General features: G+C 61.9%; 13 protein-coding genes. 5 read left to right on the forward strand and 8 right to left on the reverse strand.

Annotated elements, in window-relative coordinates; translation table 11 throughout:
* Positions 1 to 82: 82 nt before the first annotated feature.
* The 6 genes from J3P92_RS00700 to aspA all read right to left on the reverse strand — a co-directional run bounded on the left by J3P92_RS00700 (position 83) and on the right by aspA (position 8,235).
* Positions 83 to 1,183 (reverse strand): polyamine ABC transporter substrate-binding protein, encoded by a 1,101-nt coding sequence (locus J3P92_RS00700; protein WP_434649624.1) that lies wholly within the window; start codon positions 1,181 to 1,183, stop codon positions 83 to 85.
* Positions 1,184 to 1,194: 11 nt separating this feature from the next.
* Positions 1,195 to 2,226: a histone deacetylase family protein gene (locus J3P92_RS00705; RefSeq protein WP_434608785.1), complete on the reverse strand. Its 1,032-nt coding sequence runs from the start codon at positions 2,224 to 2,226 to the stop codon at positions 1,195 to 1,197.
* A 332-nt stretch (positions 2,227 to 2,558) separates the two neighbouring features.
* On the reverse strand, positions 2,559 to 3,551 hold the full coding sequence (locus tag J3P92_RS00710; RefSeq protein WP_420766119.1) for an AraC family transcriptional regulator: 993 nt from the start codon (positions 3,549 to 3,551) through the stop codon (positions 2,559 to 2,561).
* Between the two features lie 182 nt (positions 3,552 to 3,733).
* Positions 3,734 to 4,738, reverse strand: coding sequence for an asparaginase (locus J3P92_RS00715; RefSeq protein WP_434561578.1), 1,005 nt, complete (start codon positions 4,736 to 4,738; stop codon positions 3,734 to 3,736).
* Positions 4,739 to 4,870: 132 nt separating this feature from the next.
* Positions 4,871 to 6,322 (reverse strand): alanine/glycine:cation symporter family protein, encoded by a 1,452-nt coding sequence (locus tag J3P92_RS00720; RefSeq protein WP_434608791.1) that lies wholly within the window; start codon positions 6,320 to 6,322, stop codon positions 4,871 to 4,873.
* Positions 6,323 to 6,810: 488 nt separating this feature from the next.
* The gene (aspA, locus tag J3P92_RS00725; RefSeq protein WP_030139110.1) at positions 6,811 to 8,235 is read right to left on the reverse strand and encodes an aspartate ammonia-lyase; all 1,425 of its coding nucleotides are present in this window, start codon (positions 8,233 to 8,235) and stop codon (positions 6,811 to 6,813) included.
* 182 nt (positions 8,236 to 8,417) lie between these two features.
* Here aspA and J3P92_RS00730 point away from each other — a divergent pair, with 182 nt between their 5' ends.
* From J3P92_RS00730 to J3P92_RS00750, 5 genes are all read left to right on the forward strand, one after another.
* Positions 8,418 to 9,335, forward strand: coding sequence for a LysR substrate-binding domain-containing protein (locus tag J3P92_RS00730; RefSeq protein WP_420767105.1), 918 nt, complete (start codon positions 8,418 to 8,420; stop codon positions 9,333 to 9,335).
* Positions 9,336 to 9,667: 332 nt separating this feature from the next.
* The gene (purE, locus tag J3P92_RS00735) at positions 9,668 to 10,159 is read left to right on the forward strand and encodes a 5-(carboxyamino)imidazole ribonucleotide mutase (protein WP_420767106.1); all 492 of its coding nucleotides are present in this window, start codon (positions 9,668 to 9,670) and stop codon (positions 10,157 to 10,159) included.
* A 12-nt stretch (positions 10,160 to 10,171) separates the two neighbouring features.
* Positions 10,172 to 11,257 (forward strand): 5-(carboxyamino)imidazole ribonucleotide synthase, encoded by a 1,086-nt coding sequence (locus tag J3P92_RS00740; protein WP_420767107.1) that lies wholly within the window; start codon positions 10,172 to 10,174, stop codon positions 11,255 to 11,257.
* Between the two features lie 102 nt (positions 11,258 to 11,359).
* A complete protein-coding gene (locus J3P92_RS00745; RefSeq protein WP_186611365.1) occupies positions 11,360 to 11,605 on the forward strand; it encodes a GlsB/YeaQ/YmgE family stress response membrane protein in 246 nt (81 codons plus the stop codon).
* A gap of 86 nt (positions 11,606 to 11,691) precedes the next feature.
* On the forward strand, positions 11,692 to 12,228 hold the full coding sequence (locus tag J3P92_RS00750) for a DUF3299 domain-containing protein (RefSeq protein WP_434649626.1): 537 nt from the start codon (positions 11,692 to 11,694) through the stop codon (positions 12,226 to 12,228).
* Between the two features lie 133 nt (positions 12,229 to 12,361).
* On the opposite strand, the gene J3P92_RS00755 is transcribed toward J3P92_RS00750, so the two are convergent.
* Positions 12,362 to 13,261, reverse strand: coding sequence for a D-hexose-6-phosphate mutarotase (locus J3P92_RS00755; protein WP_434649628.1), 900 nt, complete (start codon positions 13,259 to 13,261; stop codon positions 12,362 to 12,364).
* A 57-nt stretch (positions 13,262 to 13,318) separates the two neighbouring features.
* Positions 13,319 to 13,723 (reverse strand): acyl-CoA thioesterase, encoded by a 405-nt coding sequence (locus J3P92_RS00760; protein WP_030139126.1) that lies wholly within the window; start codon positions 13,721 to 13,723, stop codon positions 13,319 to 13,321.
* Positions 13,724 to 13,832 lie beyond the last annotated feature (109 nt).

The raw sequence follows: 13,832 nt of genomic DNA on the forward strand, positions 1-13,832 counted from the left end.
TTTCATGTTAGGGAGGCACGGACTGGGGGAGGTGGTAACTATGTATAGGCCGACGTATGACCTTGGCGCCGATACGACGTGGTTACTGGCCGGATTTGATTCGCGTCCAGGCTCGCGTGCGTGCGCGCTCGGCATCCCTCGGCAACGGTTGAAGCGTATACAGCGTCGCCATGGCCGCTTCGGTCGGGTACAGGTTGGAGTTGCCGCGGATCGCTGGGTCGACGCTTTCGGTAGCGTCTTTGTTCGGGTTCGGATAACCGACAAAATCACTGATCGGCGCGATCACCTGCGGTTGCAACAAGTAATTGATGAAGGTGTAGGCGTCGTCCGGGTTTTTCGCCCCTTTAGGAATGGCGAGCATGTCGAACCAGATCGGCGCGCCCTCCTTGGGCAGGCGCATGTCCACCGTCACGCCGTTCTTGGCTTCCTTGGCGCGGTTGGCCGCCTGGGAGAAGCTGCCGGAATAACCGACGGCCACGCAGATATCGCCGTTGGCGATATCCGCCATGTATTTGGAGGAGTGGAAATAGGTGATGTAGGGCCGAATCTTCAACAGCAGCGCTTGGGCCTTGGCGTAGTCCGCCGGCTTATTGCTGTTGGGGTCCAGGCCTAGGTGCTGCAAGGCCAGGGGCAGGATTTCCGACGGCGAATCGAGCAAGGCCACGCCGCACTGCTTGAGCTTGCTGATGTTTTCTTCCTTGAAGATCAGGTCCCAGCTGTCCACCGGCGCGTTTTCACCCAGCGCGGCCTTGACCTTGTCCGGGTTGAAGCCGATCAGGATGGTGCCGTACATGTAAGGCACGGCGAATTTGTTGCCTGGGTCGTTGGCCTCGATCAGCTTCATCAGCTTGGGATCGAGGTGGTTCCAATTCGGCAGCTTGCTGCGATCCAAGGGCTGGAACACCCCGGCTTCGATCTGCTTGGCCAGAAACACGTTGGACGGCACCACCACGTCGTAGCCAGCGTTGCCCGTCAGCAACTTGGCCTCCAGGGCTTCGTTGGTGTCGAAAATGTCGTAGATCAGCTTGACCTGGCTGTTCTGCGCCTTGAAGTCATCCAAGGCCCTGGGCGTGATGTAGTCGAACCAGTTGTAGACGCGCAATGTGCGCTCCTCGGCCTGAGCGGCGCCACACAGCAGCGCGGCGCACAGGGCCGGGGCCATCAAACGCTTGAGTCTGTTCATGCTGTTGTTCCTCATTGGGCGCTTTGGAAACCTTCAAGGACGTTCACGGCGTTGATGCCGATTTCTGCCACTGCGTAGCCGCCTTCCATCACGAACAAGGTCGGTTTGCCGAGGGCGGCGATGCGTTTGCCCATCGCCAGGTAATCCGGGCTGTCGAGCTTGAATTGCGAGATCGGATCTTCCTTGAAGGTGTCCACGCCCAGAGACACGACGATGACATCGGCATCGTAGCGTTGGACTTCGCCGCAGGCTTGCTCCAGCGCGGCGCTCCAGGTTTCCCAACCCGAGCCCGCCGGCAAAGGGTAGTTGAAGTTAAAGCCCGCGCCGGCACCTTCGCCGCGCTCATCTTCGTAGCCCAGAAAGAATGGGAACTCGGCCTCCGGGTGGCCGTGGATCGACGCGAACAGCACGTCGCTGCGCTCGTAGAAAATCGATTGGGTGCCGTTGCCGTGGTGGTAGTCCACGTCGAGGATCGCAACCTTTTTGTGCCCCTGGTCAAGAAAGGCCTGTGCTGCGATGGCGGCATTGTTGAGGTAGCAATAACCACCCATCAAGTCGCTTGCAGCGTGGTGTCCCGGTGGGCGACACAACGCGAAGGCGCTACGGGCGCCACGCTGGATGTCGGCCTGGGCGGTGAGGGCGACCTGGGCTGCGCTGTACGCCGCTTGCCAGGTACCGGCGGTAATCGGCGCTCCTCCATCAAAGCTGTAATAGCCGAGCTGGCCGTGCAGGCTGGTCGGGATCACCGAGCGCAAGGTGCGGGCCGGCCAGGTGTAGGGCAGCAGGTCACCGTCGCGATTGAACTCGGTCCAACGCTCCCAGGCGCCCTTGAAAAATTCCAGGTACGCCGGGCTGTGGACACGCTGGATCGGCGCGAGGCCGAAGTCCTTCGGCGCCTCCACCGGCCCCAACGCCCGAGCCTTGACCCGCTCCAACACATGGTCGGCCCGGGACGGCATTTCGAAACAGGGCATCAACTGCCCATCCATCAATTCGCAGCGTCCGTGGTGCAGGTGGTGATCGTCTGAGTAGATCGTCAGCATTCTTGTTCTCCGCAGGGCTGATTCGTTGGAACACAGTCTTGCGGCGCGAAGCGTTTCGGAGAACGGCAGGAGAGGCCAAAAGGGGATCGAAATGGCCAAAAGGTTTGACCGTAAATCGCCCCTTGTTGGCGCGGGTGTGAGCCGATTCGGGGCGTGGACGGGTTCGCAGTTTCACAACCCGTGGCGAGGGAGCTTGCTCCCGCTGGGGGGCGAAGCCGCCCCAACCGATCCAACGCGTTTCTATAGATAATCCGCGTCAGCCGGTTTGCGACGGCTACGCCGCCGAGCGGGAGCAAGCTCCCTCGCCACGGGGATCGTGTTGAAGCCAACTTTCACGCCCTGAACCGACTCGGCGCCACGCCGCTCCAGCGCACGAAGGCATGGCGAAAGCTCGCTGTTTCACTGAAGCCAAGCAGTTCGGCGATCCGGTAGATCGGCAGCTGATCCTCGCAGAGCATCTGCTTGGCCCGCTCGAAGCGCAGTTCATCGAGCAGTTCTTGATAGCTGCAACCCAGGTCCTTGAGGTGCCGGCGCAGGGTGCGCGCCGAGCAGTTCATTTGCTCGGCCAGGCCTTCCAGGCCCGGGGCGGCGTCCAGTTGCGCGCCGAGCAGTTGGCGAATTCGTCCCAGCCAGGCTTGGCGGCCGGTGAATTCAGTGTTTTGCCGCCGGCAACGTTCGGCCATGGCTTGATGGGTGATGGGGTCGGCCAGCGGCAAGGGTTGTTCCAGCCAGTGGCGATCGAAGGCGAAGGCGTTGTCGAAGCTGTCGAAGCGCACCGGGCAGTCGAACAGGTAGGCGTAGCGCGCCTGGTAGTCCGGCGCCGAGTGTTCGAAGCGCGCCGCGCGCAAGGGCAGCGGGTGACCGAGCAGGTCGTTGCAGATCACCTTCAGCGACACCATGCAGAACTCGGCGTTGAACACCGCCAGGGCCGGGTTCTCCCGGTAGTCGCCGGCGCTGAGCCAGATGTGCTCGCCGTCGTCCTCCAAGGCCAGCTCGAAGAGTGTTCCCAACAGCGCCGGGTAGCGCAACGCCAGGCGCAAAGCGTCACCTAAGGTGGCACTCGTGAGCAGGGCGTATCCCAGCATGCCGTAGGAAGAAACGTGCATGTTACGCCCCAATTCCAAGCCAATGTCGCGCTTGAGGGCCACGGCGTTGGCACAGACCTGCATCTCTTGGTTGGTGGTGATGCGCGTGTCGGCCCGGCTCAAGTCCGCCGTGCTGATGCCGCTGCCGGCCAGCAATGCATCACTGGGCAGGCCATCGTGCTTGAAGGCATCGAGTACCAGGGAGACGGCGTTGAGGGTGGTGAGGTGGGAATGCAACATGGTCCGTTTCCAGCCTGGGGAGACGGGAGACGGAGCAAGTTGTATGCCGGCCCAGGACCGCAAAGCGGCCACTAAACCTTGTGGGAGCGAGCTTGCTCGCGATGACGGTGTGTCAGTCGAGGCAGACGTCGACTGGCTGCCGCTATCGCGAGCAAGCTCGCTCCCACAGGGTTAACAGAGCGTCAGATCAACTCGCCACACAGATCCAGCTCAACCAGCCGGCGAACCTCATCCACCGGCAACCCCGCGCCAATCAATGCCTGCAACTTGCCGAACGCCGCCTCGCGGGTCATGCCGCCGCCGGACAGCACGCCAACGCCGCGCAAACGGCTGCCGGCTTCGTACACGTCCAGCTCGACGCCGCCTTCATGGCACTGCGTCACCGCCACGACCACCACGCCGCTGTCCCGCGCCCGTGCCAGGCTGGTGAGGAACGCCGGGTTGTCGCTCGGCCCGGTGCCGCTGCCGTAGCACTCCAGCACCAGGCCCTGGATGCCGCTGCCCAGCAGGCCATCGATGATCTCGGCACCGATGCCGGGAAACAGCGGCAGCGCCGCGACATTCGCCAAGTGTTTGGGCTGGTTGTAATTCAGCTGCGTTGGCAGGGAAGCCGCCTTGATGCCCCCGCCCTGACGTTCCAGACGCTTGAACGGATGACGGCCGAAGCTGCGCACTTTCGCGCAACGGGTCGGCGCAAGCAGTTCACCGTGGAAATAAAGGTGTACGCCCGGCGCCAGGCCTTGGCCCAGGGCGACCAGCGCGCCGCTGAGGTTTTCCCAGGCATCGCTGTCGGTCACGCCGGCGGGCAGCATCGAACCGGTGAAGCAGACCCGCGCATGCAGGCCCAGCAACTGGAAGCTCATCGCAGCGGCGCTGTAGGCCAGCGTGTCGGTGCCGTGGAGGATCAGCACGCTGTCGCAGCCTTGCACATCCACGGCATCGACCACCGCTTCGCGCAGTTGCTGCCAGTACGCTGGCGTCATGTTGGCGCTGTCGATCAGCGGTGCCATTTCCCGGAAGCGCCACTGGGGCACGACCAGTTCGGGTTGGCTGTGCAGGTAGTCGCGCATCCGCGCTTCGAAGCCGGATGCCGGGGCCAGGCCGTTGGCGCTGGCTTGCATGCCGATGGTGCCGCCGGTGTAGAGCACCATGACGTGCTGGGCGGCAGGATAGGTCGAGGCATTCATGGGAAGTTCTCCGAGGACGAAAACAGCAGCTTCACTCGCTGCCGCAACATAGGGTCGAGCATGACGCCGACCTTATGTTGTGTCACGCCGGACGCAGGGGATGCGCCCGGTTTTTTTCCAACAGACCGTTGATCAGCGTTGCGCTGCAGCCAGGCTTGCCGGAGCGTTGCCGGAATCGGCGGCAGGCGCCGACGGGCTCGCTGGCCAGGCTTTGCGGTCCAGGTCCAGGTCAGGGAACTTGCTCGAATCGAAGACAGGCACCTTGATGCCGGCCGAGCGCTGGTCGTCGTAGTCGCGCAGGATGCGCATGCCGACTTTGAACAGCAGGAACAGCGCGATCAGGTTCACGAACGCCAGCAGGGTCATGGTGATGTCGGCGAACGCGAACACGGTGCCCAGGTTCTCGATGGCGCCCCAGAAAATCAGTGCCAGGACCAGGGTGCGATACGCCATCAGCGCCTTGCGGTTTTCACCCAGCATGAAGCGCAGGTTGTTTTCGCCCAGGTAGTAGTTGTAGAGGATCGAGGTGAAGACGAACAACGACAGGGCCACGGAGATGAAGACCCGGCCCCAGTCACCGACCACGGCCGCCAGGGAGTTCTGGGTCAGGGCAATGCCGTCGCCTTCGAAACCTGGAGTGTAGAAGCCCGACAACAGGATCAGCAGCGCGGTGCAGGTGCAGATCACGAAGGTATCCAGGAACACGCTGAACGCCTGGACCACGCCTTGGGCGACCGGGTGCTCGACGGACGCAACGGCCGCGACGTTAGGCGCGCTGCCCAGGCCGGCTTCGTTGGCGAATACGCCACGCTTGACGCCCATGACAATGGCGCTGCCAATCAGGCCACCGAAAGCCTGGTCCAGGCCAAAGGCGCTCTTGACGATAGTCGCCAGCATGCCCGGCACGTGTTCGAACTGCAGCACGATCACGTAGAGGGTCACGGCGATATACGCCAGGGTCTTGACCGGTACCAGCAGGTCGGCCACTTTGGCGATACGCTTGATCCCGCCGATGAACACCAGGCCCAGCAATACCGCCAGGCCCAAACCGGTGTAGGTGGTGTCGAGGCCAAAGGCGTTGTTCAACGAGTGAGTCACGGCGTGGGCTTGCAGGCCGTTGAAGGCGAAGCCAAAGGTGATCAGCAGCAGGAATGCCATGATCATGCCCAACCAGCGCTTCTGCAGGCCGTGCTGGATGTAATAGGACGGGCCGCCACGGTACTGGCCTTCGGAGTCGCAGCGCTTGTAGAGCTGGCCGAGGGAGCATTCGAAGAAGCTGCTGGACATGCCGACCAGCGCGGTCACCCACATCCAGAACACCGCACCCGGACCACCGAGGGTCACGGCAATGCCGACACCGGCGATGTTGCCCGCGCCGACGCGGCCGGCCAGGCTGAGCATCAAGGCCTGGAACGAACTGAGCTGGTCGGTGCTGCTTTTCAGGCTGTCACGGAACACCGCGAACATATGAAAGAAATGACGGAACTGGACGAAACGCGAGCGGATCGTGAAGTAGCCACCGAGCCCGACAATGAGCGCGATCAGCACTTTCCCTGAGAGGAAGTCGTTGATGACTTCGAGCATGAGTATTCCTCGCTGTTTTTTGTTAAAAGCAAATGCTGGCCATTTGGAAACATCGTGTTACATCCGTCGGCACGCGGCTCGACAGAGGGGGCGATGTTTCGTCCCGGTCCACTTCGCGGGTTTGTTATTAGTTCGGTTTTCGCATGTTTCGAGGCCTCGTTGACGACGACCACCCATGCGAAGAGGGGCGGCACTATACCTATCAGTGCGACGCCCGTCTGCACAGTTGTGGTGCATACGACGAAACGAACCCTTTTATCTCCTGGCCTTTCGGTCAGGTTCCTGAAGGAGCAAGCCGGTTCGCGATGGCTGGCGACGCGGGGTACAACGGCAGCGCGTCGTTGTTTGTCGCGAGCAGGCTTGTTCCTACAAATTTCGCTGGCGCCTCAGTTGACGGTTAAAAAAAAGGGCTTGGGGTACGAGTCCCCAAGCCCTCAAAAGGTGAGAGGTGTCTAGTCCCTCGACCTGGTGAGCGGTGGTGGCGTCGATCAAGCCTTGAGCGGGACCAGACGCGGAGCAATCATGTTTTCCGGGCGCAGGATGTCGTCGAGCATGGCGTCGTCGAGCAAGCCTTCTTCGCGCACCAGCTCCAGCACGCCGCGGCCGCTTTCCAGGGCAACACGGGCGATGCGGGTGGCGTTTTCATAGCCGATGTACGGGTTCAGGGCGGTGACCAGGCCGATCGAGTGCTCGACCAGCTCGCGGCAGCGCGCTTCGTTGGCGGTGATGCCGACGATGCAGTGCTCGCGCAGCATGTCCATGGCCCGTTGCAGCAGGCGGATCGAGTCGAAGATCTTGAAGGCGATCAGCGGCTCCATCACGTTCAGTTGTAGTTGGCCGCCTTCGGCCGCCATGGTCAGGGCCAGGTCGTTGCCGATGATCTGGAATGCCACTTGGTTGACCGCTTCCGGAATCACCGGGTTGACCTTGCCCGGCATGATCGAGCTGCCTGGCTGGCGGGCCGGCAGGTTGATTTCGTTGATGCCGGTGCGTGGACCGCTGGACAGCAGGCGCAGGTCGTTGCAGATCTTCGAGAGCTTGACCGCGGTGCGCTTGAGCATGCCGGAGAACAGCACGAAGGCGCCCATGTCGGAGGTGGCTTCGATCAGGTCGGCGGCCGGCACCAGCGGCTGGCCGCTGATGGTTGCCAGGCGCTGTACGGCCAGGGCCTGATAGCGTGGGTCGGCATTGATGCCGGTGCCGATGGCGGTGCCGCCCAGGTTCACTTCGGTCAGCAGCTCGGGCGCCAGGGTCTTCAGGCGCGCCAGGTCTTCGCTCAGGGTGGTGGCGAAGGCACGGAATTCCTGGCCGAGGGTCATCGGCACGGCGTCTTGCAGTTGGGTGCGGCCCATTTTCAAGACGTGGCTGAATTCCTCACCCTTGGCGGCAAACGCCTGGATCAGGCTGTCGAGGCTGGCCAGCAACGCGTCGTGGCCCAGCAGCAGACCCAGGCGGATCGCGGTCGGGTAGGCGTCGTTGGTGGACTGCGCCATGTTCACGTCGTTGTTGGGGTGCAGGTACTGGTATTCGCCCTTCTGGTGACCCATGGCCTCCAGCGCGATGTTGGCGATGACTTCGTTTGCATTCATGTTGGTCGACGTGCCGGCGCCGCCCTGGATCATGTCCACCACGAATTCTTCGTGGAAATCTCCGCGGATCAACCGTGCACAAGCTTCGCTGATCGCGGCGTGCTTGGCTTCGCTGAGCTGGCCCAACTCACGGTTGGCGTCAGCGGCGGCTTGCTTGACCATTGCCAGACCGACCACCAGTTTTGGGTAATGCGAGATCGGGACACCGGAGAGACGAAAGTTGTTGATCGCTCGTAGGGTCTGGATGCCGTAATACGCTTGCGCCGGTACTTCGAGTACGCCAAGCAGGTCTTTTTCTGTGCGGAATGATGCAGCGGAGGACATGATGGAAATCATCTCAATAAGGACCCGGTCAGAGCCGGAACGCTGTGAATCCTAGGCTTTCAGAAAAATTTGGGCCAATGCTGTTAAACACTGGCCTATGCATATTCGGCATAATGCCCGTGTGACGCCGACAGTGCGGCGAGCGTGTGACCTGTTTTGGTGCGTCCCTCGGGAGGACGGTAATGAATCTAGAAAGCAAATGGCTCGAGGACTTCAGTGCCTTGGCCGCGACGCGCAGCTTTTCCCAGGCGGCCGAACGCCGCTTCGTGACGCAACCGGCCTTCAGCCGACGGATCCGCAGCCTTGAAGCGGCGCTGGGGCTGACGCTGGTCAACCGCTCGCGCACGCCGATCGAATTGACGGCGGCGGGGCAGTTGTTTCTGGTGACGGCGCGCACGGTGGTCGAGCAGTTGGGCGAAGTGCTGCGGCATCTGCATCATCTCGAAGGCGGGCAGGGAGAAGTCATCCAGGTGGCGGCGGCCCACTCCCTGGCGCTGGGCTTCTTCCCCCGTTGGATCGCTCAACTGCGTAACGAAGGCATGAACATCGCCACGCGGCTGGTCGCCACGAACGTCGGCGATGCCGTGCACGCCTTGCGCGAGGGCGGTTGTGACTTGATGCTGGCTTTTTATGACCCCGATTCAGCCATGCAGATGGATCCAGAGATTTTCCCTTCGTTGCACTTGGGCCAGACCGAGATGTTGCCGGTGTGCGCGGCCGATCCACACGCAAGGCCGTTGTTCGACCTCGAAGGCGAAGCCAGCGTGCCGCTGTTGGCCTACAGCGCGGGGGCATTTCTCGGGCGTTCGGTGAACCAATTGCTGCGCCAGCGTGCGCTGCGCTTTACCACGGTGTACGAGACGGCCATGGCCGACAGCCTGAAAAGCATGGCCCTGGAAGGGCTGGGCATCGCCTGGGTGCCTCACCTGAGCGTGCGCAACGAACTGGCCCGGGGCGAGCTGGTGATCTGCGGCGGGGCGCAATGGCATGTCCCGCTGGAGATCCGCCTGTACCGCTGCGCCCTGGTGCGCAAGGCCAATGTGCGGTTGCTGTGGCGCAAGCTCGAGGGTGGGGTAGTGCAGGGTGTCACGGGATCTTGATAGCACTGCAAACCCTGTGGGAGCGAGGCTGCTCGCGATGGCGGACTAGCAGGCAATACTTGCTCGACTGATACACCGCTATCGCGAGCAGGCTCGCTCCCACACAGGGATTTGCAATGCTGCAACATTGACTTCTAAGTCAATAAAACCACCGCTTCAGCACAAAAGGCAGATGGTCGGCGAAAGTGCGTTTAATCCTTCGTTTTCGGTATACTGCCCGGCCTTCGGTCGGTTCATCCGGCCATCATTCGTACAACAAGCCACGCCGGTTTCCTGCGTGGCTTGTTGTTTTTTGACGCGCCCCAGGGCGCCCAGAGAGAAGAGGCACGACGATGAGTGCACTGGTTGGCGTGATCATGGGCTCCAAGTCCGATTGGTCCACCCTTAGCCACACCGCCGATATGCTGGAAAAGCTCGGCATCCCTTACGAGGTGAAAGTGGTGTCTGCCCACCGTACCCCGGACCTGCTGTTCCAGTACGCCGAAGAAGCCGACGCGCGTGGCATCGAAGTGATCATCGCCGGCGCCGGTGGTGCGGCCCACTTGCCAGGCATGTGTGCGGCCAAGACTCATTTGCCAGTACTGGGCGTGCCGGTGCAGTCCTCGATGCTCTCGGGTGTCGATTCGTTGCTATCGATCGTGCAGATGCCGGCCGGCATTCCGGTCGCTACCCTGGCCATCGGCAAGGCCGGCGCGATCAATGCCGCCCTGCTGTCGGCGAGTATCCTGGGCGCCAAGCATCCCCAATTTCATACCGTGCTGAAAAAATTCCGCGCTGAGCAGACAGACAGCGTCCTGGACAATCCGGACCCACGCATTGCCTGAGGTTGTTGAAGAATGAAGATCGGTGTAATCGGTGGCGGCCAGTTGGGTCGCATGTTGGCCCTGGCGGGTACGCCGCTGGGGATGAACTTCGCTTTCCTGGACCCGGCGCCGGACGCCTGTGCCGCTGCCTTGGGTGAACACCTGCGGGCCGATTATGGCGACCAGGATCACTTGCGCCAATTGGCCGATGAGGTCGACCTGGTGACCTTCGAGTTCGAAAGCGTCCCGGCTGAAACCGTGGCCTTCCTGTCCCAGTTCGTCCCGGTCTACCCGAGCGCCGAAGCCCTGCGTATCGCCCGCGACCGTTGGTTCGAAAAGAACATGTTCAAGGACCTGGGCATCCCGACGCCGGCCTTTGCCGACATCCAGTCCCAGGCTGACCTGGAAGCCGCGGTCGCTTCAATTGGCCTGCCGGCCGTGCTCAAGACCCGTACCCTGGGTTACGACGGCAAGGGCCAGAAAGTCCTGCGCAACCCTGAAGATGTCGCCGGCACTTTTGCCGAGCTGGGCAGCGTCGGCTGCCTGCTGGAAGGTTTCGTGCCGTTCACCGGTGAAGTCTCGCTCATCGCCGTGCGTGCCCGCGACGGTGAAATCCGCTTCTACCCGCTGGTGCACAACACCCACAAGGACGGGATTCTCAAGCTGTCCGTCGCCAGCACCGACCATCCACTGCAAGCCCTGGCCGAAGACTACTCCAGCCGCGTGCTCAAGCAGCTTGACTACGTTGGTGTGATGGCGTTCGAGTTCTTCGAAGTGGACGGCGGCCTCAAGGCCAACGAAATCGCCCCGCGTGTCCACAACTCCGGGCACTGGACCACTGAAGGCGCCGAGTGCAGCCAGTTCGAAAACCACCTGCGGGCGGTCGCTGGGTTGCCGCTGGGGTCGACCGCCAAGGTCGGTGAAAGCGCGATGCTGAATTTCATCGGCAAAGTGCCGGACACCGAGAAAGTCCTGGCAATCGCCGACTGCCACCTGCATCACTATGGCAAGGCTTTCAAAGTGGGGCGCAAGGTTGGCCACGCCAACCTGCGTTGCGCCGACCGTGCCACGCTGGCCCAGCAGATCATCAAGGTCGAAACGCTGATCGCCGAACAATAGTCTGCAACGGCGGTGGAACCATTCATCGGCTAACCTCTCTCATGGCTAAGTGCCAAAACCCGATCAGGGTTTTGGCTTAGCGTTCAATCAGAGGGAAATGCCATGGGAATCATCGGAACCATTTTAATCGGCTTGATCGTTGGCCTGCTCGCACGCTTCCTGAAGCCCGGCGATGACAGCATGGGCTGGATCATGACTATCCTGCTCGGTATCGGCGGTTCGTTGGCGGCCACTTACGGCGGCCAGGCCCTGGGCATCTATCAGGCCGGCGAAGGCGCGGGCTTCATCGGCGCCCTGGTGGGTGCCATCGTGTTGCTGGTGATCTACGGCCTGATCAAAAGAAACTGATCAAACCTGATGAAGCCCTCTCCGCGCGGCGCACGGAGAGGGCTAAACTGCCCGGCGTTTCATTCCATTCATTGCCGAGCCCTTTCATGCGCCGTCTAGTGTTGACCCTTCTTTTGCTGGGCAGTGGCCTGGCCCACGCCGCCGAGCTACCGGAAACCGACTGGCTCGAACTGATGCCCAAGTCGGACCAGAAAGCCCTCGAGGCGATGCCCGAGATCGATCACGACTCCCCCGAAGCCAGTGGCACCTTCACTGAAAAAGGTGGCTTGAAGCAAAGCAAAGGCTTGCCGGCGGTGATGTACTCGACCAAGACCGTGGCGTCAATGAATGACAAGCACCTGCGCATTGGCGGCTATCCGGTTCCTTTGGAGGCCGACGCCAAAGGCCGCAGCACGTTGTTTTTCCTGGTGCCTTACCCGGGCGCCTGCATCCACGTTCCCCCGCCGCCGCCCAATCAATTGGTACTGGTGCGCTATCCCAAGGGCGTGAAGCTCGACGACATCTATACGCCGCTGTGGGTCACCGGCACCCTGAAGATCGAGAAGGTCGACAACGACCTGGCGAGCGCGGCGTATGCGCTGGATGCGGAGAAGGTGAGGGTGGTGCAGGAGGCGGATTTGTGACCGGCCGGTTGACCTGACACAGTTCCAATTGTGGGAGCGAGCTTGCTCGCGATGGCGATACGTCAGTCGATGCAGGTGTTGACTGTCAGTCCGCTATCGCGAGCAAGCTCGCTCCCACAGTAGCCTTGCGGTGTCAGAGCGGCTTGCTGCAAATACTCACGCCAAGGGTATGGCTGGCGTCCGGCAACAACGTCACCGCATCATCCATCACGTTGGCCGTCTCGATGCAAAGCATGCGCTGCCAGCCATCGTCGGCCATGTCGCTGAAGGCCTTGGCGCGATCGGTCCAGGGGTTCCAGATCACCGCCGAGCGTGATCCGCTTGCGGTCAGTTCTATGCGTCGATTCCAATGGGGGTCGACGATGCTCAGTGTCGGTGGGGTATCGAGATAGATACGGTCGGTTTCACCGACGAAGCGCAGGTCGCCCGCCTGGGTGTGTGTATTCCAGTCGTCCAGCGTCTCGATGTAGTCCAGGCCGTCGACCCCGTCGACCTGTACGTTGCGCACATCGCTGACCGCGAAATAGCTGTGCAGCGCCTGGCTGAGGCTGACGGTCTCGCTGCCTCGGTTATGGCTGGTGAGGCGGATATGCAGTTGCTCATCCATCACGATGGTCAGCGTCAGGTCGACCTGATGGGGCCACCCAGGCAGGCCGTTTTCCGGGTAGGGCAGCATGAATTCGATTTTCAGGCGCTCGCCCACGGCCTCGATGCCTTTCAATTCCCAATCCATCGCTCGCACCAGGCCGTGGGCCGTGGCCGGTTCATTGCTGACGCGCATGGCCTGGATGCTGTCGGGGTTGCGGGTCAGGTTGCCGAACCAGGGCCAGCACACCGGCACACCGGCGCGGATGCTCTTGCCCGCCTTGAACGTAGCCTGGTCATTGAGCCAGATCAGCGGCGGCTGGCCATCCACCTGATAGCTGAGGATATGCGCGCCTTGCTGGGCCACCAGCAACTCGGCCTGACCGTGGCGGATGCGCCAACCGTTCAGTTCATCCAGTTTGACGGCTTCGACATTGGGCGTAGGCATGGGACGCATCTCGTTCAGGAACATGGACTGCAATGGACCGCAAAACGGCCCCCGCGTTTAACGGGCGCGTGGTGGAACCGAGCGAGTGCGGCCACTGCCGTCGATGGCGACGAAGACGAACACCGCTTCGGTGACCTTGCGCCATTCGCTGGACAACGGATCATCGCTCCACACCTCGACCATCATCTGGATCGAGCTGCGGCCGATCTCCAACGCCTGGGTATAGAAGGACAACTGCGCACCCACCGCCACCGGTACCAGGAACGCCATGCGATCAATCGCAACGGTCGCCACGCGGCCGCCCGCCACCTTGCTGGCCATCGCAGTGCCCGCCAGGTCCATCTGGGACACCAGCCAGCCGCCGAAAATGTCGCCGAAGCCGTTGGTATCACGGGGAAGCGCGGTGATTTGCAGGGCCAGGTCGCCTTGCGGGATTGGATCTTCTTGTTCGAGCTCTATCATGCCGGGGGTGCCTCTGACCCGTAACTCTGTCTTGTCTTTCAGGTGAATAGCCGTCTTTGTAAAAAACGATTCAGCCCGAACTGCCACGTTCGTCACGTTTTTCGTAAAG

The sequence above is a fragment of the Pseudomonas sp. D3-27 genome, from assembly GCF_051132165.1.
Classification (GTDB): Bacteria; Pseudomonadota; Gammaproteobacteria; order Pseudomonadales; family Pseudomonadaceae; genus Aquipseudomonas.